The 21,721-nt window shown below is 72.9% G+C and carries 21 protein-coding genes; 9 read left to right on the top strand and 12 right to left on the bottom strand.

The features are described from left to right. Window positions 1-234 precede the first annotated feature (234 nt). Complete coding sequence (locus ACFYZR_RS03725) at window positions 235-3,387, bottom strand: BTAD domain-containing putative transcriptional regulator (protein ID WP_391904515.1); 3,153 nt, start codon at window positions 3,385-3,387, stop codon at window positions 235-237. A 105-nt stretch (window positions 3,388-3,492) separates the two neighbouring features. On the opposite strand from ACFYZR_RS03725, the gene ACFYZR_RS03720 reads away from it, so the two are divergent. Continuing rightward, on the top strand, window positions 3,493-4,299 hold the full coding sequence (locus tag ACFYZR_RS03720) for an SDR family NAD(P)-dependent oxidoreductase (protein ID WP_391904512.1): 807 nt from the start codon (window positions 3,493-3,495) through the stop codon (window positions 4,297-4,299). A 34-nt stretch (window positions 4,300-4,333) separates the two neighbouring features. Here ACFYZR_RS03720 and ACFYZR_RS03715 read toward each other — a convergent pair whose 3' ends face one another. The 4 genes from ACFYZR_RS03715 to ACFYZR_RS03700 form a co-directional block, all read right to left on the bottom strand. Next, window positions 4,334-4,927, bottom strand: coding sequence for an NADPH-dependent FMN reductase (locus ACFYZR_RS03715; protein WP_391904509.1), 594 nt, complete (start codon window positions 4,925-4,927; stop codon window positions 4,334-4,336). A gap of 242 nt (window positions 4,928-5,169) precedes the next feature. Then, the gene (locus ACFYZR_RS03710; protein WP_391904506.1) at window positions 5,170-6,423 is read right to left on the bottom strand and encodes a GNAT family N-acetyltransferase; all 1,254 of its coding nucleotides are present in this window, start codon (window positions 6,421-6,423) and stop codon (window positions 5,170-5,172) included. A 239-nt stretch (window positions 6,424-6,662) separates the two neighbouring features. Beyond that, window positions 6,663-7,652, bottom strand: coding sequence for an asparaginase (locus ACFYZR_RS03705; RefSeq protein ID WP_391904504.1), 990 nt, complete (start codon window positions 7,650-7,652; stop codon window positions 6,663-6,665). Between the two features lie 92 nt (window positions 7,653-7,744). Further along, a complete protein-coding gene (locus tag ACFYZR_RS03700; protein ID WP_391904501.1) occupies window positions 7,745-8,398 on the bottom strand; it encodes an AmfC protein in 654 nt (217 codons plus the stop codon). 157 nt (window positions 8,399-8,555) lie between these two features. On the opposite strand from ACFYZR_RS03700, the gene dtd reads away from it, so the two are divergent. Further along, on the top strand, window positions 8,556-8,981 hold the full coding sequence (gene dtd, locus ACFYZR_RS03695) for a D-aminoacyl-tRNA deacylase (protein ID WP_391904498.1): 426 nt from the start codon (window positions 8,556-8,558) through the stop codon (window positions 8,979-8,981). Window positions 8,982-9,023: 42 nt separating this feature from the next. Here the strand turns inward: dtd and ACFYZR_RS03690 are convergent, their stop codons facing one another. From ACFYZR_RS03690 to ACFYZR_RS03670, 5 genes are all read right to left on the bottom strand, one after another. Then, window positions 9,024-9,683: a ScbR family autoregulator-binding transcription factor gene (locus tag ACFYZR_RS03690; protein ID WP_391904495.1), complete on the bottom strand. Its 660-nt coding sequence runs from the start codon at window positions 9,681-9,683 to the stop codon at window positions 9,024-9,026. A 71-nt stretch (window positions 9,684-9,754) separates the two neighbouring features. Continuing rightward, window positions 9,755-10,546 (bottom strand): GNAT family N-acetyltransferase, encoded by a 792-nt coding sequence (locus ACFYZR_RS03685; RefSeq protein ID WP_391904492.1) that lies wholly within the window; start codon window positions 10,544-10,546, stop codon window positions 9,755-9,757. An 85-nt stretch (window positions 10,547-10,631) separates the two neighbouring features. After that, a complete protein-coding gene (locus ACFYZR_RS03680) occupies window positions 10,632-11,042 on the bottom strand; it encodes a VOC family protein (RefSeq protein ID WP_391904489.1) in 411 nt (136 codons plus the stop codon). A 61-nt stretch (window positions 11,043-11,103) separates the two neighbouring features. After that, window positions 11,104-11,505, bottom strand: coding sequence for a helix-turn-helix domain-containing protein (locus tag ACFYZR_RS03675; protein ID WP_391904486.1), 402 nt, complete (start codon window positions 11,503-11,505; stop codon window positions 11,104-11,106). Between the two features lie 30 nt (window positions 11,506-11,535). After that, on the bottom strand, window positions 11,536-12,408 hold the full coding sequence (locus ACFYZR_RS03670) for a putative protein N(5)-glutamine methyltransferase (protein ID WP_391904483.1): 873 nt from the start codon (window positions 12,406-12,408) through the stop codon (window positions 11,536-11,538). Between the two features lie 288 nt (window positions 12,409-12,696). Here ACFYZR_RS03670 and ACFYZR_RS03665 point away from each other — a divergent pair, with 288 nt between their 5' ends. The 3 genes from ACFYZR_RS03665 (at window position 12,697) to ACFYZR_RS03655 (ending at window position 14,199) form a co-directional block, all read left to right on the top strand. Next, on the top strand, window positions 12,697-13,113 hold the full coding sequence (locus ACFYZR_RS03665; protein ID WP_391904480.1) for a helix-turn-helix domain-containing protein: 417 nt from the start codon (window positions 12,697-12,699) through the stop codon (window positions 13,111-13,113). A gap of 45 nt (window positions 13,114-13,158) precedes the next feature. Then, on the top strand, window positions 13,159-13,758 hold the full coding sequence (locus ACFYZR_RS03660) for a hypothetical protein (RefSeq protein WP_391904477.1): 600 nt from the start codon (window positions 13,159-13,161) through the stop codon (window positions 13,756-13,758). A gap of 99 nt (window positions 13,759-13,857) precedes the next feature. Further along, on the top strand, window positions 13,858-14,199 hold the full coding sequence (locus ACFYZR_RS03655; protein ID WP_391904475.1) for a DUF2516 family protein: 342 nt from the start codon (window positions 13,858-13,860) through the stop codon (window positions 14,197-14,199). A gap of 31 nt (window positions 14,200-14,230) precedes the next feature. Here the strand turns inward: ACFYZR_RS03655 and ACFYZR_RS03650 are convergent, their stop codons facing one another. Then, window positions 14,231-15,460 (bottom strand): PP2C family protein-serine/threonine phosphatase, encoded by a 1,230-nt coding sequence (locus ACFYZR_RS03650; RefSeq protein ID WP_391904472.1) that lies wholly within the window; start codon window positions 15,458-15,460, stop codon window positions 14,231-14,233. A gap of 455 nt (window positions 15,461-15,915) precedes the next feature. Next, a complete protein-coding gene (locus ACFYZR_RS03645) occupies window positions 15,916-17,010 on the bottom strand; it encodes an NlpC/P60 family protein (protein WP_391904469.1) in 1,095 nt (364 codons plus the stop codon). Between the two features lie 405 nt (window positions 17,011-17,415). Here ACFYZR_RS03645 and pstS point away from each other — a divergent pair, with 405 nt between their 5' ends. The 4 genes from pstS to pstB all read left to right on the top strand — a co-directional run bounded on the left by pstS (window position 17,416) and on the right by pstB (window position 21,688). Beyond that, the gene (gene pstS, locus ACFYZR_RS03640; protein WP_391904467.1) at window positions 17,416-18,549 is read left to right on the top strand and encodes a phosphate ABC transporter substrate-binding protein PstS; all 1,134 of its coding nucleotides are present in this window, start codon (window positions 17,416-17,418) and stop codon (window positions 18,547-18,549) included. A 285-nt stretch (window positions 18,550-18,834) separates the two neighbouring features. Next, entirely contained in the window at window positions 18,835-19,797 is a 963-nt protein-coding gene (pstC, locus tag ACFYZR_RS03635; RefSeq protein WP_391904464.1) for a phosphate ABC transporter permease subunit PstC, read from the top strand. Window positions 19,798-19,808: 11 nt separating this feature from the next. Further along, window positions 19,809-20,876, top strand: coding sequence for a phosphate ABC transporter permease PstA (pstA, locus tag ACFYZR_RS03630; protein ID WP_391905966.1), 1,068 nt, complete (start codon window positions 19,809-19,811; stop codon window positions 20,874-20,876). 32 nt (window positions 20,877-20,908) lie between these two features. Beyond that, window positions 20,909-21,688 (top strand): phosphate ABC transporter ATP-binding protein PstB, encoded by a 780-nt coding sequence (gene pstB, locus ACFYZR_RS03625; RefSeq protein WP_391904461.1) that lies wholly within the window; start codon window positions 20,909-20,911, stop codon window positions 21,686-21,688. Window positions 21,689-21,721: the final 33 nt, after the last annotated feature.

Here is a 21,721-nt window from a genome sequence, read left to right as displayed (position 1 = left end):
ACGGCAACCAACGACCTGCGGCGGACAGCGGACGGACGGCGGCCGACGACCTGCGGACGGCAACCGACGGACGGACGGGCCACCGCGGACGGCCGGGCCTCCGCCCCCGGTGACGGGTGACGCGCGGGCGACGACGGCATGCGCGGCCCCACCGCCCCGGCACGCCCCCGGCCCGCACGGCCGGGCCGGCCCGGCCCCCAGGCCGTACGGGGGGCCGTACGGGGGCCAGGGGGCCTAGCCCCCGCCCCCCAGCGGCATTCGCGGCATCGACGGCGCCCCCAGCACCGCGAGCCCCAGCCGTGTGCCCCGGTCGAAGGCGACCGCGAAGGCCTCTTCCCCCAGGGCCGCCCGCGCGCCCGCCGTGACGCGGTCGACGTCGCCGCGTTCGGCGGGCGGCAGGGGGGCGCCCGCCGAGGCGCGGGCGCTCGCGGCGGCGCCCAGGAGGAGCGCGGCCAGCCCGGGGTCGCCGCCGAGCGCGGCGGCGCCGGAGAGGCCCTCCAGGGGCAGGGCCATCGCGCGCGGGTCGCCGATCAGCCGGGCGATGTCGAGCGCCTCCCGGTGCAGCAGCCACGCCGCCACCGCGTCGCCGCGCAGCTCGGCGACGAAGCCCAGTTCGTCGAGGACCAGCGGATTGCCCGGCTCCGCCGACACCGCGTCGTACCAGTCCCGGATCTTCAGCAGAATCGTTTCCGCAGTGGCGAGGTCCCCCTCCCGCCGGGCCGAGAGCGCCTGGCCCAGCTCGGCGTGGATCTCGCCGAACTTGAAGCCCTGGGCCACGGCCGTCCGCCGGGCCCTCTCGTGGAGCTCCCGGGCCGCGCCCGGGGCGCCGGTCAGCAGGGCGATCCGGCCGAGGTGGGAGAGCAGGAGGGAGACCTCGGTGGCCAGCTCCAGGTCCTCCGCGATGATCAGCGCGTCGTTCAGCAGCCGTTCGGCCCGCGCGTAGTCCCCGCCGATCTCGGCCAGGGTCGCCAGCGGGGCCACGCTCTGGAGCTGGCCCCACCGGTCGCCGAGCTCCCGGAAGAGGGCCGCGCTGGCCTCGCCGTCGCGCCGGACGGCGGCCAGCTCGCCGCGGATCATCGCGTGGGTGGCGCGCAGGGCGAGGGCGGCCGCGACGCCCCAGCGGTCGCCGTGCTCCCGGAAGCCCGCCAGCGCCAGCTCCGTCTGCTTCTCGCTGGCGGCCAGATCACCGGTGTTGAACAGGGCGTACGCCAGGAACCAGCGGGCCCTGGCCCGGATGCCCGGCCCGTCCAGCCCCTCGTACGTCGGCGGTTCGGCCCGGTGGCCCGAGAGCAGCGCGAAGCCGCTGTGCACGGCGTGGATCTCGGCGGAACCGCCGGTCGACAGGGCCGCCGCCGCCCGGCGGCGCGCCTCGCCCAGCCGGCCGCGCAGCAGCCAGTACCAGGCCAGGGAGCCCACCAGCCGGCGGGCCTCGTCGGCCGCGCTCTCGCGCACGGCCGTGTCGAGCGCGGCGCGCATGTTGCCGCTCTCGGCGTCCAGCCGGCACAGCCACTCGCGCTGTTCGGGGCCGTGGAGGTACGGGCGGGCGCGCTCGGCGAGGTCGGCGTAGTAGCGCAGGTGCCGCCGGCGCACACACGTCTCGTCCTCGACCTCGCGCAGCCGCTCGGTGGCGTAGACGGCGACGGACTCCAGCAGCCGGTAGCGCGGTCCCCGCTCGCAGTCGGTCACCACGACCAGGGACCGGTCGACGAGCCGGGCCAGCAGGCCCAGTACGTCCTCGCGCGCGACGCCCTCGCCCGCGCAGACGGCCTCGGCCGCCGCCAGCGTGCAGCCGTCGGTGTGGGCGGCCAGCCGCCGCAGCACGGTCCGTTCGGGGACGGTCAGCAGCCCCCAGCTCCAGTCGATGACGTCCCGCAGCGTCTGCTGCCGCCGCGGCGCGCCCCGCCGACGTCCCGTCAGGACGCGGAAGCGGTCGTCCAGTCGTGAGGCGAGCTCGCACACGCCCAGCGCCCGCACGCGGGTGGCGGCGAGCTCCAGGGCGAGCGGAATCCCGTCCAGACGGCGGCAGATGACGTCGACGGCGTCCCTGCTGCGGTCGTCCAGGACGAAGCCGGGGGCGGCGGCGGCCGCGCGGACGGTGAACAGCCGTACCGCGTCGGCCTGCGGCAGCGGTTCCACGGAGCGCACCGTCTCGGCGGGCAGGCCCAGCGGCTCCTGGCTGGTGGCCAGGACGCGCAGGCCGGGCGCGGCCCGCAGCAGTCGGGCGGCGAGCTCGGCGGCGGCCTCGATGACCTGCTCGCAGTTGTCGAGGATCAGCAAGGCCCGCCGGTCGCGCAGCCGCTGGGCGAGGCGGTCCACGGCCGACAGCGGCGCGGGCGCGCCGTGCGGCGCCCCGTCGTCGCGTACGCCCATGATCCCGGCGATCACCTCGGCGAGGGAGTCGGCGTCGCCGTGCTGCCCGGCCAGCTCCGCCAGCCACACCTCGTCGGGGCGGCCGCCCACGAGCCGGCCGGCGGCCTCGACCGCGAGGACGGTCTTGCCGACGCCGCCCGGCCCGGTGAGCGTCACCAGCCGTCCGGTGCGCAGCAGGGCGGTCACCTCCGCCATGGCGTCCTCGCGGCCGATGAGTTCGGTGAGGGGGGCGGGGAGGTTGGTGCGGACGGCCGTCGGGCCGGACGACAGGGTGGTGGCCCGGCCGGTGAGTTCCGGGGCCTGGGTGAGGATCGCCTGGTGGAGGGCGGTGAGCTCCGGTCCGGGGTCCAGGCCCAGTTCGCGGGCGAGCCGTTCGCGCAGCCCGGCGTAGGAGGCCAGGGCCTCGCTCTGCCGTCCGGCCCGGTACAGGGCGCGCATCTGGACCGCGCGCAGCCGTTCGCGCAGCGGGTGCCGGGCGACGAGCGCGGTGAGCTCCCCGGCGAGGCGGCCGTGTTCGTCCAGTTCGAGGCGGGCCTCGGCCTGTTCCTCCAGCGCGGTCAGCCGGAGTTCCTCCAGGCGCAGGGCGGCGGCGCGGACGTACGCGGCGTCGGCGAAGTCGGCGTAGGCCGGGCCGCGCCACAGGCCCAGCGCCTCGGTGAGCAGCGCGGCGCGCTCGCGGGGGGCGGTGACGGACCGGGCGCGGGCGACGAGGGCCTGGAAGCGGTCGGCGTCGGTGTCGCCGGTGTCCAGGTGGAGCCGGTAGCCGGGCGGGGTGTGGACGACGCGCTCGCGGCCGACGGCCCGGCGCAGCTGGGAGACCTTGCCCTGGAGGGCGTTGGCGGGGTTGCCGGGCGGTGTGCCGCCCCACAGGTCGTCGACGAGCCGGTCGGTGGGGACCGGCCGGCCTTCGTGCACCAGAAGGTCGGTCAGCAGCGCGCGGACCTTCGCCTCGCGCACCGTGACCGCATCCCCTGCTTCGTCCCACACCGTCAGTGGACCGAGCACCCCGAACCGCATGCCGATGACCGTAACCCAGCGGGCCGCTCCCGGCCGGGCAGACATGACCGTGGACCGTCAGCCCTTCCGCAGCGGGGCGTCAGTGGGACACGAAAGAGTACGGTCATGGCGATTTCCATCGAATCCACGGACACGTTCACCGACAAGCCTCGTTACGGCGGTAGGAAGGCCGTCGTCACCGGGGGAACCATGGGCATGGGCCTGGCCATCGCCAGACGCCTCGTCGAGGGCGGGGCGGAGGTGTTATTGACCGGCTTGAGGGACAGAAACCTGCTCAGAGCGCAGGAGGAGCTCGGCGACCTCGCCCATGTCGTCCGTTCCGACACCACCAGCCTCGACGACATCGCCGCGCTGGGCGCGACGGCCGAGGAGGTCCTCGGCCAGGTCGACTACCTCTTCGTCAACGCCGGGGTCGCGGAGCTCGGCCCGGTCACGGAGGTCACCGAGGAGTCCTACGACCGGCAGTTCGGGGTCAACGCGAAGGGGGCGTTCTTCACGGCGCAGCGGATGATCCCGCTGCTGCGCGAGGGCGGGGCGATCGTGTTCACCACGAGCGTCGCGGACTCCCTGGGGGCGCCCGGCATGGGCGTCTACTCCGGGTCGAAGGCCGCCGTGTGGGCGTTCGCGCAGGTGCTGGCCGCCGAGCTGGCCGGGCAGGGCATCCGGGTCAACGCCGTGAGCCCCGGCTTCATCGACACCCCCACCATGGGCGTGGCCGACCTGTCCGACGAGGAGCGGCTGCACTTCAGGGAGCTGGGCGACGCCACGACCCCGATGCGGCGGCACGGCTCGACCGAGGAGGTGGCGCGGGCCGCGCTGTTCCTGGCCACGGAGGCGACGTTCACCACCGGGGTGAAGTTGCCGGTGGACGGCGGGCTGGCGCGGAGCGTCGCCGTGTTCCCGGCCGGTTAGCGCCGGCGGGAACGTTCGGGCGCGGCGAGGCGGCTCACCCGCCGTACGGCCGGACGGCGCGCGCCTCGCGCAGGGAGACGGCCCACCAGGAGAGCTGATCCAGCATCACCTTCGCGGCACCGGCGGCCAGCTCGCCCGCCTCCTCGTCCAGGTGGCGGCCGGAGGCGTCCAGCTTGCCCCAGGGGCTGTGGAAGCTGACGGTCTCGCGGATGGTGACGGCGTGCAGTTCGGCGAAGACCGGGCGCAGGTGCTCGACCGCGCGCAGACCGCCGGAGAGGCCGCCGTAGGAGACGAAGGCGACCGGCTTGGCCTGCCACTGGGTGTAGTGCCAGTCGATGAGGTTCTTCAGGGAAGCCGGGTAGCTGTGGTTGTACTCGGGCGTGATGACGACGAAGGCGTCGGCCGCCGCCAGTCGCGGGGTCACGGCGGCCAGCGCGGCGGCGTCCTCGGGGCACGGGTCCTTGGACAGGCTGAAGGGGAGCGGGTGTTCGCCGAGGTCGATGACGTCGACGTCGATGTCGTCGCGCCGTGCGGTCTGATCGGCGAGCCACTCGGCGACCGTCGGGCCGAAGCGGCCCTCACGGGTCGACGCGACGACGACGGCGAGGCGGTACGGGGTCTCGGACATGACGGGTCCTCTTCTCAGCGATTCATCGGCGATTCACAGGGGCGTATCGGTGCGGGCCGGTGCCGCGAGGGCGGCACGGACGCGCGGGCCGGCCGGGGCCCTCGGGCCGGGTGGCCGTCGGGCCCTCGGGGCCGCTGGGAAGAAGCCTCTTACCTCAAGCATGCTTGAGGTCAAGCGCGGATCTCAGGGCGCTCGTCCCCACCGGATTCGGGCGGCGCCCGTCCCCACCGGAAGCGGCCGGCTCAGAACACGTCCGGGCACCACGGCCGCCGGGCCGTGCGCAGCATCAGCTCGGCGCGGGCCGCCGCGCCCGGCCGTTCCTCGGTGACCCGGCCCAGCGCGGCCAGCCGTACGACGGACTCGTCGCCGAGGTACAGGGCGCCCAGGTCGCCCACTCCCAGCGCGAGATCGGCCGGGCGCGCGGTGGCCGTGCAGCGGGCGCCGTCCGGCCCCGCCTCCAGCAGGAAGCGCCCGCCCGCGTAGCCGTCGGGGTCGGCGACCTCGACGACCAGCGCGCCGGGCTGGGCGTACGTCCGGGCCTCCAGCAGGGCCGGCACGTCCAGCGGGCGCAGCCACAGGAGGTCGGCGTGCGTGACGACCTCGGCCGCGCGCGGGTCGGGCAGCAGCAGCGGGAGCAGGTCGTCGGGGGCGCGGAAGCCGGAGCGGACGGTGGTGATCCAGTCGACCGACAGCAGGAAGTGCCACAGGGCGCGTTCGGCCTCGGTGCTCACCGCGATCAGGTCGAGCACGGAGGCGGTGCCGTGCGGGCGCTTGGCCTCCCAGGCGTCCTGGGCGGTGTAGGCGAGGAGGCCGTCGACGGTGCCGTCGGGGGCGCGGTAGAGGACGTAGAACGGCTCGGTCCACGGCCGGCCCGCCGGGCGGAGATCGCCCGTGGCGCGCCGCCACCAGCGCTCGTCGCGGTCGACGAAGCCGGGCCGTGCGGCGCGCAGCCGCTCGTGGAGGGCGGGGCCGAGCTCACGCACCGTGCCGGGGTCCACGAAGTCGACGCGCCCGCCGTCCGTGGGCCCCGCGTAGCGGCGGTCCAGGCCCGAGGCGGCCACGTCGACCGCCCACTCGGTGGTCCAGGAGGCGGGGCCGAAGCCGTACCTGCCGTAGATGAGCCACTCGGCCGCGACCAGCGTGGCCGCCGCCTCGCCGCGCTCCTTGGCCGCCCGCAGGTCGTGGGCCATCATCCCGCCGAGGAGCCCGCGCCGGCGGTGCGTGGGCGAGACGGTCACGTTGGAGACGGCACCGGTCGCCACGGACGCCCCGCCCGGCACGGTGAGCCGCTGCGCGAAGCTGCGGAAGGTGGCCACGCAGCGCCCGTCGTCGAAGACGCCCTGGGTGCGGTCGAGGTCCATCCCCGCGCGACGTATCTCGGCCTCCTCCTTGGAGACCACGGGGGGCCGGAGGAATCCGGCGTGCATGGCGCGCGTCCAGGCCGGGACGTCGTCGGCGCCGATCGTACGGATCTCGATGCCGGTGCTCGCGTTCATGCGAGCACGCTAGGGGCGGCCCGCCCGGGCCGCACGTGATTTCCTACGACCGTCAATGATCCGGAACAGGACCTGCCCAGACGGAACGAACCGCTCAGCGGGCCCGCGCCGGAGTCGGCGGGCCCGCGCCGGGACGAACGAGCCCGGACCGGAAACAGCAGGCCCGCGCCGGGACCGACCGCGCGCGTCAGAAGACGGCGCATGTCAGAACGCGGCGCGCGTCAGAAGGACGGCACGCGTCAGAACGCCGCGCGGATCTCCCCGACCCGCTGCCCGCCGCCCAGCAGCGGCGCCTCGGCGATCCGGGCGAGGACGGGCGAGTCGACGCCCAGCAGCGCGAGAGCGCGGGCCAGCACCGGCCCCATGGCGCGTGCCGCCCCGTCGTCGATCTTGAAGGCCAGCGCCCGGCCGTCCGGCAGGGCCAGGGCCTGCACGGCCTCGGCACCCATCTTCGACAGCGCGCCCGGCACCTCGCGCATGATCCAGGTGTCGGGACGGCGGGTGCCCGCGACGTACTCGGGGTGGGCGCGCATCGCGTCGGCCACCGCGCGCTCGGGCGTGCCCGGCGCGGCCAGCACGAAGGAGCGGAACGCCCGGGCCAGACCGGCCAGCGAGAGCGCCATCAGGGGCGCGCCGCAGCCGTCCGTGCCCATGTGGTGCACAGGCTCGCCGGTCACCGCCTCCACGACGCCCTGGACCAGTCGCTGGAGGGGGTGGGCGGGGTCGAGGTAGGTCTCGGTGGGCCAGCCGTTGGCCGCACAGGCGGCGATCATGGCCGCGTGCTTGCCGGAGCAGTTCATGGTGACCTTGTGCCGGGCCAGGCCCGAGGCCAGGTACGCCTCCGCCTCGACCGGGTCCAGCGGCAGGTCGGGCGGGGTCTGGAGATCATCCTCGGAGAGGCCGAACTCGCCGAGCATCGTCCGCGCCAGCTCCAAGTGAAACGATTCTCCGGAGTGGCTCGCCGCCGCCAGCGCCAGCCGCTCCCCGGAGAGCTCCAGCCCGGCGCGCAGCACGGCGGCCGCCTGCATCGGCTTGTTGGCGGAACGCGGATAGACCGGGGCCGTGGGATCGCCGAGCGCGAGCTCGACACTGCCGTCGGCGGCCAGCAGCACCAGCGAGCCGCGGTGCACGCCCTCGACGAAGCCGGAGCGGACGACCTCGGCGAGGACCGGGGACAGCCGGGATATGCCGATCTGCGCGGCGGTGGCGTCAAGGGTCGAGGAGGTCATCGTCGGCCTTCCGGGGGGTGTGGGGTCGTGGTGCGCGAGGACCGCCCCGGTGGTCCGTGGTGTGTCACACGGTGGTCCGTGGTGTCACACGATCACGAGAGCAGGTCGTCCACTTGCGCTTCCCCTTCACGGTACCTGCGTGCGATCTCGGCGCTGCAATCGTCCGTGGTGCGCTGCAGCCCCTGACGGCGCAGGGAGACCTGCCGCTCGTACGCCACCAGCCGGCCCATACCGGCCCGTAGCTCCCCGTCCGTACGGGCTCCCAGGTCGGACAGCTCGACCTCCGAGAGCATGTCCTCGGCCAGCCGCCGGTACTCCTCGCTGTGCGGGGTGCCCAGCGTCACATGCCGGGCCGAGGAACGGTGGGTGGACGGGCCGTCCGCCAGGATCTCCGAGAGCCGCTCCACCAGCAGCCGCTCCACCAGCGGGGACCCCGGCGTCGCCCGGCGCGCCAGCTCCGCCCGCAGGATGTCGATACGGCCCTGGAGCAGCCGCCGCACATAGCTGAGATCCGCCTCGTCCCGCCGGGCGTCCCGGCGTACCGCCCGCAGCTCGGCCAGCCGCAGCTCGCCCAGACACCGCCCGGGGACGTCCGCCTGCCGCCCGGAGCGCTGGCTCGGGGGTCTGGCCTGCAAGCTGTCCACTGCCGTCAGGCCCTTCAAGTCCTTGAGCCGCTTGAGCTCTTCGAGGTCCGTGAGGCCCTTGGTGAGGTCCTCCGTAAGACCCTCCGTGAGGTCCTTCGTCATGCGGTTCCGTCCCCTCGGGCGGCGGTGCGCGGCCGGATCACCTTGCCGATGCCCGCGAGGAGCACCGCCTTGCACGCATCGTGCCATTCGGTGCGCCTGGTGCGCAGGGCCTCTCCGCCCGAACGGACCTGAATGGGCGCAGGGCATCATGGTCCGTATGCGTGCTGTGGTGCAGAGGGTGGACGGGGCGAGCGTCGCCGTGGACGGCCGGGTGGTCGGCGAGATCGTCGGCGAGGGCCTGTGCGTGCTGGTCGGGGTGACGCACGACGACACGCCGGAGCGCTGCGCGCAGCTGGCGCGGAAGCTGTGGAGCCTGCGGATCCTCCAGGAGGAGAAGTCCTGTTCGGACGTGGGGGCGCCGCTCCTCGTGATCTCGCAGTTCACCCTCTACGGTGACGCCCGCAAGGGGCGCCGCCCCACGTGGAACGCGGCGGCCCCGGGCCCGGTGGCGGAGCCCCTCGTCGACGAGGTGGTCGCTCAGCTCAGGGCCCTGGGGGCGCGGGTGGAGACGGGGGTGTTCGGGGCGGACATGAAGGTGTCGCTGACGAACAACGGGCCGTTCACGGTGCTGGTGGAGGTCTGAGGGACCCGACGGACCTGAGGGCCCCGTTTCGTCCCCTGGGCGCTACGCGCGGAGCGCGAAGAACATCAGCCCGCCCACCTCGCGCCACCGCTCCACGATGTCGGCCCGGTGCTCCAGCACGTCCGAGATGTGCTGCATGCCGAAGAAGCCCGCGACGAGCGAGCGCGCGGCCGCCGCCGGGTCGACACCCTCGCGCAGCCGGCCCTCGTCGCGCGCGGCGGTCAGCAGCCCGGTGAGCAGCTCGGTCCAGTCGACGTAGGGCGTGGGGAGCGTGGCGTCGATCTCCGGGCGTTCGAGCTGGAGCCGGGCGCCCGCCTGGACGACGACGTCGTCGCGGAAGGCGACGGCCGCGCGGTTCAGCATCTCCGCGGCGGTGTCCAGCGGGGACAGGCCCTGCTCCCGGATCTCCTCCAGCAGTTCGGGCCAGCGGGCGTAGTGCTGCTCGACGACGGCGACGGCGAGCGACTCCTTGGACGGATAGTGGAAGTAGACCGCGCCCTTGGTCATCTCCACCCGGTCCGCCACGTCCTTGACGGAGGTGTGCCGGAAGCCGCGCGCGGCGAAGAGCTCGGCCGCCGCGCGCAGGACCAGGGCCTTGGTGCGGATGGACCGGTCCTGCTTGGGGGCGGGCCCCCGGGCGCAGTCGATCTTCCGCGGCGGGAACGCGGTCGTCGAGGCGCACTCATCCGATTCGTTCACCATGGGCGGCAATATACCTTCTGGCAGGTATATTTCGGCGTCCGGAGCGAGGGTCCATGACGGACCCACACGACTCACGGCACGAAAACGTACGGCGTGGTCGTCCCCAGCCCCACGAACCCCAGCCGCTCCAGGATCGGCCGGCTCATCGCCGACGCGTCGACGTGCAGATGGTGGTATCCCCGCTCGGCCGCCAGCCGCGCCCGGTGGTGGACGAGCGCGCGGTAGATGCCCCGCCCCCGCCACTCCGGCACGGTGCCGCCGCCCCACAGGCTCACGAAGGACGTGCCGGGGTGGAGTTCCATCCGCGCCGCGCTCACCGGAACGTCCCCGGCCATGGCGACGACCGCGAGCGGAACGTCTGAGTCCAGTTGGTCGAGGAGAAGCTTCCGGTGCTGCTCCCGGGGCTCGCCGAACGCCCGTTCCTGGGCGGCCACCGCGAGGTCGACGCTCGCCGCGTCGGTGACGGGAAGCAGCCGGATCCCCTCCGGGGGCCCGGAGCCGGCCGGCAGGTCCGCGATGGCGGCGACCATCACCGTCTCCGTGGGCTCGGCCACGAATCCGGCCGCCCGCAGCCGCAGCGGCAGATCGGCCGGCAGATCGTGCCCGTACAGCTTCCACTCGAACTCGCGGCCGAGGGAGGCGAAGTACGCCACCTGTTCCGCGACGGCGGCGTCCGCCGTGGCCTCGTCGAGGTCCGACCAGACGACGCCGTTCCAGCTGCCGGCGTCCGCGCCGACGTGCCGGACGACCTTGCCGGCCCGCTCGACGCGTTCGACGCGGGCCCCGGGCCCGTCGGCCCGGACGCCCTCCCGCATCTCGCGGTCGAAGAGCGGCAGGAGCGCCGCCACCGTGTCCTTGTCCATCCGCACACCCCAGCACCAACCGAAGCGCGGGGCAACGGAATTACGAACGGGATGACGAACGGAACGACGAACGGACCGACAGCCGTCAGACCTTCGGCTGGGTGAAGCGGATGCGGTTGCCGAACGGGTCGCGCAGGCCGCAGTCGATCCCGTACGGGCGCTCGGTCGGCGGTTCGGTGAACTCGACGCCCTTGGCCAGCAGCGTCTCGTAGGTCTTGTGGCAGTCGGACGTGGTGAGGATCAGCCAGCCGGCCATCGCACCCTTGGTGACCAGATCGCGTACCTGCGCCGCAGTCTCGTCGGACATCATCGGCCCGCCCGGCTGCTCCAGCAGGATCTGACGGCCGGCGTCACCGGGGACGCCGACGGTCAGCCAGCGCATGAAGCCCATGGGGATGTCGGCGGTGACCTCCAGGCCCAGCTTGCCGACGTAGAAGTCGAGGGCCTCGTCCTGGTCGAGGACGAAAATCTGCGAGTGCGTGATGGCGTTGAACATGAGGACAACGTTATTCGGCCACCCGCTCGAAAACTTATCCAAAACTGCTCTCTACGAGCCCCTACGACCCGGGCCGCGTCCAGGCCATCGCGAAGCACGTGGGCACATGCTGCGCGACGGCCTGTTTGCGGTACTCCCGGGGCGACATGCCGATGATGTCCCGGAACGTCCTGCTGAACGTCCCCGGACTGCCGAAGCCGACCTCGAAGCAGATGTCCGTGACGCTGCGCCCGCTCTCGCGCAGCAGGAACATCGCCCGCTCGACGCGCCGCCGTTGGAGGTAGCGGTGCGGCGTCTCCCCGAACGTGGCACGGAAGGTCCGGCTGAAATACGCCTCGGACACATGGGCGATACGGGCGAGGGCGGGGACGTCCAACGGCTCCGCGTAGGCGCGGTCCATGGCGTCCCGCGCCCTCAGCATCCGGCGGTTGGTGTCCTCGACGGCACGGTTCACACCGCTCATCCCACCATATGGCGGGCGTGGAAACGCAGGTCAGCGCTGCGGGAGCGTCCCGTCCACCCCGAGCGTCCCTATGACCACGGTGGCGCCCAGCTCCTCGCAGCGGACGACCTCCGGGACCAGCCCGCCGCGCGCGAAGGTCCGGGCCGTACGGGACGCCTGCCGCTCGCTCGTCTCCATCAGCAGATGTCCGCCGGGCGCCAGCCAGCGCGCGGCCCCGGCGGCGACGCGGCGCTGGACGTCGAGCCCGTCCGGGCCGCCGTCCAGCGCCACCCGCGCCTCGTGGACCCGCGCCTCGGCGGGCAGCAGTCCGATGGCGTCGGTGGGCACGTAGGGGACGTTGGCGAGCAGGACGTCGACGCGGCCGCGGAGCGCGACGGGCAGCGGCGCGTAGAGGTCGCCCTCCAGGACCCGCCCGCCGCACGCGGCCACATTGCGCCGCGCGCACCGCACGGCGGCGGGGTCGATGTCGGCCGCGTACAGCTCGACGCCCGTCCCCCCGCCGGCCTCACCCGTACCGGCCTTCTCCACCCCGGCCACCAGCGCCGCGCCCAGCGCGCCGGACCCGCAGCACAGGTCCACGGCGACCACGTCCGGGCCACGGCCCAGGGCGCGGGCGACGGCCTGCCGGACGAGGAATTCGGTACGGCGGCGCGGTACGAAGACACCGGGGTCGACGGCGATCCGCAAGCCGCAGAACTCGGCCCAGCCGACGACGTGTTCGAGCGGCTGACCGGCCGCCCGCCGGTCCACCATGGCGTGGAGCTCGTCCGGCGAGCCCGCCGCGGAGAGGATCAGATCCGCCTCGTCCTCGGCGAAGACGCAACCGGCGGCGCGCAGCGAGGAGATGACGGTGTTACGAAAGGAATGAAGCAGAGCCGCGGAAGCGGCGAAAGAAACCGACACGGGAGCCTTTCGGGGTACGAAGGGCGCCCTCCCGGTCCGTCTAGACCGGCGCGACCAAGGCGTCGCGGGACGAGAGCACCCGACCTGACACAGCGTTGATCGGTCTCACCTCCTTCGGCCCGGGCCCCTGTTCAGGACCCGTCTGTCACCGGCTCGAACCGGCCGGGGGCGGCAAGGTTACCGCACGCCCGCGCCGGCCCTCCCTCTCGGACGGCGGCTGGCGGCTGGCGGAAAACTATTGCAAGCATCCGCTTGCAATAGTTAGCAAGCTGGGGCAGCATCGGCACCATGGCATCACTCAACGTCGGCAATCTCGGCGAGTACCTCCGCGAGCAGCGGCGCACCGCGCAGCTGACGCTGCGGCAGCTCGCGGATGCCGCCGGAGTGTCCAACCCGTACCTCAGCCAGATCGAGCGCGGCCTGCGCAAGCCGAGCGCCGAGATCCTCCAGCAGCTGGCCAAGGCGCTGCGGATCTCCGCCGAGACGCTGTACGTACAGGCCGGGATCCTCGACCAGCGGGACCGGGAGGAGGCGGAGGTCCGCAGCGTGATCCTCGCCGACCCCTCGATCACCGAGCAGCAGAAGCAGGTGCTGCTCCAGATCTACGAGTCCTTCCGCAAGGAGAACGCCGTCGCGACGCCCGAACAGTCCGGCCCGAGCGGCGCGGGCGGGACGGGCGACGACCAGAGCGATCCGCAGAGCTAAGCAACCCTTCGAGAACCCTTCGAGCCGATCGGGAGACCCTTCGCCATGGCCCTCACTCAGGACATCCGCAAGACGGCCACCGACACCCTCTACGTCACCGCCGGCATCGCCGACCTCGCGGCGGAGAAGGCGGGACAGCTCGTCGCCGAGGCCCCCGGCCGCTTCGAGCAGCTGCGCAACACCGACCCCAAGGAGCTCGGCGGGCGGGTGAAGCAGCAGGCCAAGCAGGTCCAGACCCAGGTGACCACCAAGGTCACCGAGCTCGTCGGGACCGTCGACACCGACGCCAAGAAGCTCGGCCAGAAGGCCCAGGACCTGGCGCTCCAGGGCGTCGGGCAGGTCGTCGCGGCGGCCGCCCAGGCCGGTGAGCAGTTCGAGAAGCTGGCCGAGCGCGGGCGCACGGCCGTGAAGACCTGGCGCGGCGAGGCCGCCGAGGGGTTCTCCGAGATCGCCGTCGCCGTGGAGCCGGGCAGCGCGGAGAGCGACGGCGCCGCCAAGACCGAACAGCCCGCCGAGGGCTCCTCGGAGCCCGCCGCCGCGGACGGCTCGGACGACGCGTCCAAGCCCGCCGCCCGCCGGACCACCGCCCCCCGCAAGCCCGCCGCCGCGAAGAAGGCGGACGCCAAGGCCGGTGAGGACGCCTAGGCCGGAGCGAACGGAGCGGAGAACGATCCGGGCACACACCACGTGCCCGGATCGTTCTCCGGGTACGGTGGGCAACGGACGCACTGAGAGGTGAGCGGCATGCTGGTGGAAGGCTTCGGCGAGATCCTGTACTGGGTGTCGATCGCACTGCTGGTCTTCACGGTCGTCGCCTTCGTCGACGCGGCCGTCCGCAGAGAGGACGCCTACCGGGCCGCGAACAAGCAGTCCAAGGGCTTCTGGCTGATCATCCTCGGTATCGCGGTCGCCGTGAACCTCTTCTTCGGCATCCTGAACTTCCTGCCGATCCTCGGCCTGATCGCCACGATCGTCTACATGGTCGACGTGCGCCCCGCCCTGCGGCAGGTCTCCGGCCGGGGCGGCCCGCGCCGCCGGGGCTCCAGCTCCGACGGCCCGTACGGCCCGTACAACGGCGGCCGCTGACCTCCAGGCCTGGCGCCTGGCTCGCCCGGCCCTACCCCCGGGCGAGCAGCAGCACCGCGAGGTCGTCCGTCAGGTCACCGCCGTTGAGCGCCCGCACCTCCGCCACGACCGCCTCCAGCAGCTCCTCCCCGGTCAGCCCCTCCTTCAATTGGCGGGTGACCAGCTCGATCATCCCCTCCTGGCCCAGCCGCCGCGTCCCCTCGCCCACCCGGCCCTCGACCAGGCCGTCGGTGTACATCATCAGGCTCCACGCCTCCCCGAGCCGGATCTCGCGGTGCGGCCAGCGGGCGGTGGCGAGCAGCCCCAGCGCCGGGCCGCCGTCCTCCTGCGGCAGCAGGGCCGGGGCGTGCCCGGGGCGTACGAGCAGGGGCGCCGGGTGCCCGGCGAGGCAGAGCGCGGCCGAGCGTCCGTCCGGGGCGATGTCGACCGTGCACAGCGTCGCGAAGACCTCCTCGTCCGCCCGCTCGTGCTCCAGCACCTGCTGGAGGGTGGCCAGCAGCTCGTCCCCGCACAGCCCGGCGAGCGTCAGCGCCCGCCACGCTATGCGCAGCTCGACGCCGAGCGCCGCCTCGTCCGGGCCGTGCCCGCAGACGTCGCCGATCATCGCGTGGACGGTGCCGTCGGCGGTGCGGACCGTGTCGTAGAAGTCCCCGCCGAGCAGGGCGCGGCTGCGCCCGGGCCGGTAGCGGGCGGCGAAGCGCAGCTCGGAGCCGGCCAGCAGCGGATGGGGCAGCAGGCCGCGTTCCAGCCGGGCGTTCTCCTGGGCGCGCAGCCGGGTCTCGGTGAGCTGCCGCCGGTCGAGGTCGGCGCGCTTGCGCTCGACGGCGTAGCGGATGGCCCGGCTGAGCACCCGTCCGTCCAGTTCGTCGCGGAAGAGGTAGTCCTGCGCGCCGACCCGGACCGCCTCCACCGCCCGCGCGGCGTCGGTCTCGGCGGTCAGCGCCAGGACGGCCTGGTGCGGGGCCAGCCGCAGCACCTGGCGCAGGGTGTCGAGCTCGTGGCCGCGGCCCGGGGCGCGGGCCCTGGAGGGGAGGGCGAGGTCGAGGAGGATGCACTGGACGTCGTCGGTGAGCAGCCGCCGCGCCTCGGTGAGATTGCGGGCGGTCCGGATGCGTACGGGCCCCTCGGCCGTGCCGGTCATCTCCGCCATGTCGGTGCCGGACAGCGCCCCGCCCGGGACGTCCTCGATCACCAGCAGTGTCAGCCCGCCGTCGGGCGGTACGGCGGGCGGCTCCGCCGGCCCGGGCACGGATACGGGCATCGCTTCGGTCCTTCCTGCCCCGGCCACCACCAGGGGGTGCCCCCGCCCCAGGGGCGCGGCACCTCGCCGACAGCACCTCGCCGACAGACGAGTACAGAACGTGACCCTAGCGCCAGAGCCCGCCCGAGCGGAATGGTACGCAGCCACCCGCCTCCGTCATATGCCTTACGGGTGACGGTAGTTGACGCCCGCGCGAGGACAAGCGGACTGTCCTACGAGCCGATGGTCACGCCGACGCCGGGCACCCGGCCACGCCCCGGAGGGGCCGCCGGCACCCCGGCGCACGGGCGCCTGGCGGCGGCCGGTCGTACGGCCGCCGTGCCCCCGGCCGTACCGCCGTGACCCTGGCCCTACCGCCGTGACCCCGGCCCAACCGCCGTGACCCCGGCCCAACCGCCGTCGCCACGGTCCCGCCGTACGGCCGCCGACATGGAGGTCCGGGTCGTCGGCCGCCGCTACCCCGGCCGTACGACCCCGAGCACCGGCATCGAGCCCGCGCCCGTGATGGTCACCTGCCGGCCCGGCCGCGGCGCGTGGACGATCCGGCCGTCGCCGATGTACATGCCCACGTGGCTGGCGTCCGTGTAGTAGATGACCAGGTCGCCGGGGCGCATGTCCTTGACGTCGACCTTGGGCAGCTGCCGCCACTGCTCCTGCGAGGTGCGGGGGATGGCCCGGCCCGCCGCGGCCCAGGCCTTGAGGGTGAGGCCGGAGCAGTCGTAGGTGTCGGGGCCCTCCGCGCCCCAGACGTAGTCCTTGCCGATCTGCGCGGTCGCGAAGTCGATCGCGCGGGCGGCGTCGCCGGTCGCCGCGACGGAGCCCCGGCCGGTGAGCTGCCTGGCGGCGTCCGAGGCGAGCCAGCGGTCCTGGGCCTGCCGGGCCCGCTCCTCCTCCAGCAGCCGAAGTCTCTCCTTCTCCTGGTCCGCGAGTCGCGATTCCAGCTGCTTGGCGGTGTCGAGCCGCTCCTGGATCTCCTTCTTCGCGGCTTCGCGCTTCTTCTTCTCCGCGTCCAGCGTCTTCCGGCGCTCGTCCGCGGCCTGGGTGTAGCGCTCCAGGTCCGCCTTGGCGGCCGTGACGTCGGTCAGCATCCGGCGGGTGGCCTGCTCGCCCTTGCGGGCGAGGGAGACGTTGCCGAGGAAGGAGTCGGGGGAACCGCTGAGGAAGAGCTGCGTCCGGTTGAAGCCACCGCTGCGGTACTGGGCGCGGGCCAGGGCGCCCGCCTGGGCGCGCAGCGTGTCCATGCGCTTCTGGGCGGCCTCCAGCCGGCGGGTGAGGTCCGCGACCGACTTCTCCTGGAGGCGCAGCTGCTCACCTGCGGCGTTGTAGGCGTCGGTGGCGGTCTCGGCCTTGCGGTAGAGCTCCTCCACCTCCTTGTGGATGGCCTCCAGCCGCCGGGTTGCGTCGTCCCCCGCCGCACCCGCCGAAGCCGAGGGCGAGGCGGACGCCGACGCGGACGGCGTCGGGTCCGGCGTCGGCCCGGGCGCCGCGTACGTCACGCCCGGCGCGCCCAGCACCGCCAGCCCGGCCGCGCACACGAGCGCGGTCGCCACCGCCACCCGCCGTCGGCGCCCCCGGCCGCCCACCGCGCCACCGGCCCCGGCGTCGCCGCTTCCCGCACCGTCATCGCCCGTACGGTCGTCGTTCCGCCTGTCAGGACACCCCACCGGCCACCTCCGCGCCTTCACCCCCACGCCTGACATACCGTCACGCGAAGTTCGGATGCTGCCATGCCTGGCGTCAAATCGATAGAGACCTGCGTCACACTGCAAAAGGAACCGGACCCTCGTGCGGGCAACCACCCTGACGGGTGAGGTTCACCCTCCGTTCACTCTCACCCATCAACCGCTTCACCTGATCTGCCTAATTTCGCCGAGTAGAGGGTGCGGGCAGGACCGCTCGTACCGACACCTCTCGCACGCCGCCCCAGCGGCGGCTCCCGGAAGGAACATCCGAAAGTGAAGCTTCAGCGCAAGAACCGGCTTCGCACCGTCGCTCTCGGCGCAATCGCCGTCGCCGGCGCCCTGGTGCTCACGGCGTGCGGCTCGGACGACAACAGCGGCAACGGCTCCACGGGCGGCGGCGACTCCACCAAGGCGGCGGGCAACATCAAGTGCGAGGGCAAGGGCCAGCTGCTGGCCTCCGGCTCCTCCGCGCAGAAGAACGCCATGGACCTCTGGATCAAGAACTACTCGGCGGCCTGCAAGGACACCCAGATCAACTACAAGGCCACCGGCTCCGGCGCCGGCGTCCAGGAGTTCCTCCAGGGCAAGACGGCCTTCGCGGGCTCCGACTCCGCGCTGAAGCCGGAGGAGGTCACCAAGTCCAAGGAGGTCGTCAAGGGCGGCCAGGGGATCAACCTCCCCATGGTCGGCGGCCCCATCGCCATCGGTTACAACGTCCCGGGCGTGGACAGCCTGGTCCTCGACGCCGACACCCTCGCCAAGATCTTCGACGGCAAGATCGAGAAGTGGAACGACGAGGCGATCGCCAAGCTCAACAAGGACGCCAAGCTCCCCGACCTGAAGATCCAGGCGTTCCACCGCTCCGACGAGTCCGGCACCACGGACAACTTCACCAAGTACCTCAAGGCCGCCGCGCCCTCCTCCTGGTCGTACGAGCCCGCCAAGGCCTGGAAGGCCAAGGGCGGCCAGTCGGCCGACGGCTCCGCGGGTGTCTCCTCGCAGGTCAAGCAGACCTCCGGCGCCATCTCCTACTTCGAGCTGAGCTACGCCACCGCCAACAGCATCAAGACGGTGAAGCTCAACACCGGCGCCTCCGCCCCGGTCGAGGCCACCTCCGACAACGCCTCCAAGGCGATCGCCGAGGCCAAGATCGTCGGCACCGGCTCCGACCTCGCCCTCAAGCTCAACTACGCCACCAAGGCCGAGGGCGCCTACCCGATCACCCTGGTCACGTACGAGATCGTCGGTGACAAGGGCAACAAGGCCGAGACCCTCCCGGCGACCAAGTCCTTCCTGACCTACATCGCCAGTGAGGACGGCCAGTCGGTCCTCAAGGGCCTCGGCTACGCCCCGCTGCCCGCCGAGATCGCCAAGAAGGTCCGCGAGACCGTCGCCACCCTCTCCTGACCCGGGCGCGGACGAGCTCCGCCGGTTTGTGGGCAATCGTTCCGCAGGGCTGGGGGCACCTCCCAGCGGTAGCTGGGGGAGGGTGCGCACAAACCGGCCCACCGGGCCGCACCCGCCGTACCGGCCGCAACCGGTACGGCGGGAAGGCACCAGCCGGCCCCGGCCCCGAGCCCGTCCGCACCATCCGGTGCACCGCCGCATCAGGGAGCGGCGCCACCCCGGCCCATCCGGACCCCGAAACCCGGAAGGCCCAGGCGCCAGCCGCCCCGCAGACCGGAGAAACCCATGGAAATAACCTCAGCCACGCCCCCCGGCCCACCGCCCGCGCGGAAAACCTCCCGCGCCGGTGACCGGATCTTCCTCGGCCTCTCCCGGGGTTCCGGGATCCTGCTCCTGGTGATCATGGCCGCCATCGCGGCGTTCCTCGCCGTGCGGGCGACCACCGCCCTCTCCAAGAACGAGGGCGACTTCTTCACCACCTTCGAGTGGGCCGCCAACTCCACCCCGCCCAAGTTCGGCATCGCGGTCCTGGCCTTCGGCACGGTCGTCAGCTCGGTCATCGCGATGCTCATCGCCGTGCCCGTGGCCATCGGCATCGCGCTGTTCATCTCGCACTACGCGCCGCGCAGGCTCGCCGCCCCGCTCAGCTATGTGATCGACCTGCTCGCCGCCGTCCCGTCCATCGTCTACGGCCTGTGGGGCGCCCTCTTCCTGGTGCCGCACCTCGGCGGGCTCTACACCTGGCTGAACGACTACTTCGGCTGGACCGGCGTCTTCGAGTACCAGGGCGGCGCCGCCCGCTCGCTCTTCACCATCGGCATCCTTCTGGCGATCATGATCCTGCCGATCGTCACCAGCGTCAGCCGCGAGGTCTTCCGCCAGGCCCCGAAGATGCACGAGGAGGCCGCCCTCGCGCTCGGCGCGACCCGCTGGGAAGTCATCCGGATGTCCGTCCTCCCCTTCGGCCGCTCCGGTGTCATCAGCGCCTCGATGCTGGGCCTGGGCCGCGCCCTCGGCGAGACGATGGCCGTCGCCACCGTCCTCTCCCCCAGCTTCACCATCGGCAAGAGCCTGCTCGATCCGGGCGGCGGAACGTTCGCCCAGAACATCGCGAGCAGCTTCAAGGAGTCCGGTGAGATCGGCAAGGACGCCCTGATCGCCTCCGGTCTCGTCCTCTTCGTCCTGACCCTGCTGGTCAACGGCGCCGCCCGGCTGATCATCGCCCGCCGCAAGGAGTACACGGCATGAGCGACGTGACCATGGAGGACACGGTCGTCGCCGACAGCGCGCCCCTCCCCCCGTACACCCTGCGCCAGCCCCGCCTCCCGCGCTGGGCCCCCGCCGCCCTCGCGGCCGCCGCGATCGCCGTCGGCACCGGCGTCGGCCTGGGCGCCGGCCTGAACAGCCGCGTCCAGTGGGGCCTGATCGCGGCGGTGGTCTTCGTCGCCGGGATGTTCGCCCTGGCGGCCCGGGTCGAGGGCCTCCGGCAGGCCAAGGACCGCCTCGCCACCAGCATGGTGTGGGTCTGCTTCCTGCTCGCGGTCGTCCCGCTGGTCTCGCTGCTCTGGGAGACGATCTCGCGCGGCGTGAAGGTCCTCGACGGGAACTTCCTCAGCCACTCCATGGCCGGCGTCCTGACCATCCAGCCCGGCGGCGGCGTCTACCACGCCATCATCGGCACCCTGGAGCAGGTCGGCATCGCCACCGCCATCGCGGCCCCCATCGGCCTGCTGACGGCGATCTACCTGGTCGAGTACGGCCGGGGCCGCCTCGCGACGGCCGTCACCTTCTTCGTCGACGTCATGACGGGCATCCCGTCGATCGTCGCGGGCCTGTTCGTCCTCAGCTTCTGGATCCTGATGCTGGACAACGGCTACTCCGGCTTCGCCGGGTCGATGGCCCTGGCCATCCTGATGATGCCGGTCGTCGTCCGCTCCACGGAGGAGATGCTCAAGCTCGTCCCCAACGAGCTGCGCGAGGCCTCGTACGCCCTGGGCGTGCCCAAGTGGCGCACGATCCTCAAGGTCGTCCTGCCCACCGCCATAGGCGGCATCGCCACCGGTGTGATGCTCTCGGTCGCCCGTATCGCCGGCGAGTCCGCCCCGATCGTCCTCCTGGTCTTCGGCTCCCAGCTGATCAACAACAACCCCTTCGAAGGCGCCCAGTCCTCCCTGCCGTACTACATCTACGAGCAGTGGGCGGCCGGCAACGAGGCCAGCTACGACCGCGCCTGGGCCGCGGCCCTGGTCCTCATCGCCTTCGTCATGATCCTCAACCTGGTGGCCCGCGGCATCGCCCGCTGGAAGGCCCCCAAGGCCGGCCGCTGACGCGGTTTGATTTCCCGAAAGTAGTGATCCCCATGGCCAAGCGAATCGACGTCAGCGGCCTGAACGCCTACTACGGCAACCACAAGGCCATCGAGGACATCTCGATGACCGTGGAGCCCCGCTCCGTGACCGCCTTCATCGGCCCCTCCGGCTGCGGCAAGTCCACCTTCCTGCGCACCCTCAACCGGATGCACGAGGTCACCCCCGGCGGCCGGGTCGAGGGCAAGGTGATGCTGGACGACGAGAACCTCTACGGAAACGGGGTCGACCCCGTCGCCGTGCGCCGGATGGTCGGCATGGTCTTCCAGCGCCCGAACCCCTTCCCGACCATGTCCATCTACGAGAACGTGGTCGCCGGCGTCCGCCTCAACGGCGGCCGGTACCGCAAGTCCGAGCTGGACACGATCGTGGAGAAGTCCCTCAAGGGCGCCAACCTCTGGAACGAGGTCAAGGACCGGCTGAACAAGCCGGGCGCCGGCCTCTCCGGCGGCCAGCAGCAGCGGCTGTGCATCGCCCGCGCCATCGCGGTCGAGCCCCGGGTCCTGCTGATGGACGAGCCCTGCTCGGCGCTCGACCCGATCTCCACGCTCGCCATCGAGGACCTCATCGGCGAGCTCAAGGAGCGGTTCACGATCGTCATCGTGACCCACAACATGCAGCAGGCGGCCCGGGTCTCCGACCGCACCGCCTTCTTCAACCTGGCGGGCGTCGGCCAGCCCGGCAAGCTGATCGAGATCGACGACACGGAGCGCATCTTCTCCAACCCGTCGGTCCAGGCCACGGAGGACTACATCTCGGGCCGCTTCGGGTGAGGGAGCGCCCCGTAAGGGGCGCGGGGAACTGCG

The organism is Streptomyces sp. NPDC001678, assembly GCF_042892945.1.
Lineage (GTDB): Bacteria > Actinomycetota > Actinomycetes > Streptomycetales > Streptomycetaceae > Streptomyces.
Note: the sequence above shows the minus strand (reverse complement) of the source record. Positions and strands in the feature narration are given on the sequence as shown.

Excerpts from the sequence above, each read along its gene's own strand:
- ACFYZR_RS03660 (WP_391904477.1), top strand. The coding sequence starts at position 13,159 with ATGGCCCTCACTCAGGACATCCGCAAGACGGCCACCGACACCCTCTAC.
- ACFYZR_RS03720 (WP_391904512.1), top strand. The coding sequence starts at position 3,493 with ATGGCGATTTCCATCGAATCCACGGACACGTTCACCGACAAGCCTCGT.
- ACFYZR_RS03675 (WP_391904486.1), bottom strand. The coding sequence starts at position 11,505 with ATGAGCGGTGTGAACCGTGCCGTCGAGGACACCAACCGCCGGATGCTG.
- ACFYZR_RS03710 (WP_391904506.1), bottom strand. The coding sequence starts at position 6,423 with ATGAACGCGAGCACCGGCATCGAGATCCGTACGATCGGCGCCGACGAC.
- pstB (WP_391904461.1), top strand. The coding sequence starts at position 20,909 with ATGGCCAAGCGAATCGACGTCAGCGGCCTGAACGCCTACTACGGCAAC.
- ACFYZR_RS03690 (WP_391904495.1), bottom strand. The coding sequence starts at position 9,683 with ATGGTGAACGAATCGGATGAGTGCGCCTCGACGACCGCGTTCCCGCCG.
- ACFYZR_RS03655 (WP_391904475.1), top strand. The coding sequence starts at position 13,858 with ATGCTGGTGGAAGGCTTCGGCGAGATCCTGTACTGGGTGTCGATCGCA.
- ACFYZR_RS03650 (WP_391904472.1), bottom strand. The coding sequence starts at position 15,460 with ATGCCCGTATCCGTGCCCGGGCCGGCGGAGCCGCCCGCCGTACCGCCC.
- ACFYZR_RS03715 (WP_391904509.1), bottom strand. The coding sequence starts at position 4,927 with ATGTCCGAGACCCCGTACCGCCTCGCCGTCGTCGTCGCGTCGACCCGT.
- ACFYZR_RS03705 (WP_391904504.1), bottom strand. The coding sequence starts at position 7,652 with ATGACCTCCTCGACCCTTGACGCCACCGCCGCGCAGATCGGCATATCC.
- ACFYZR_RS03680 (WP_391904489.1), bottom strand. The coding sequence starts at position 11,042 with ATGTTCAACGCCATCACGCACTCGCAGATTTTCGTCCTCGACCAGGAC.
- pstC (WP_391904464.1), top strand. The coding sequence starts at position 18,835 with ATGGAAATAACCTCAGCCACGCCCCCCGGCCCACCGCCCGCGCGGAAA.
- ACFYZR_RS03665 (WP_391904480.1), top strand. The coding sequence starts at position 12,697 with ATGGCATCACTCAACGTCGGCAATCTCGGCGAGTACCTCCGCGAGCAG.
- ACFYZR_RS03685 (WP_391904492.1), bottom strand. The coding sequence starts at position 10,546 with ATGGACAAGGACACGGTGGCGGCGCTCCTGCCGCTCTTCGACCGCGAG.
- pstA (WP_391905966.1), top strand. The coding sequence starts at position 19,809 with ATGGAGGACACGGTCGTCGCCGACAGCGCGCCCCTCCCCCCGTACACC.
- dtd (WP_391904498.1), top strand. The coding sequence starts at position 8,556 with ATGCGTGCTGTGGTGCAGAGGGTGGACGGGGCGAGCGTCGCCGTGGAC.
- ACFYZR_RS03700 (WP_391904501.1), bottom strand. The coding sequence starts at position 8,398 with ATGACGAAGGACCTCACGGAGGGTCTTACGGAGGACCTCACCAAGGGC.
- ACFYZR_RS03725 (WP_391904515.1), bottom strand. The coding sequence starts at position 3,387 with ATGCGGTTCGGGGTGCTCGGTCCACTGACGGTGTGGGACGAAGCAGGG.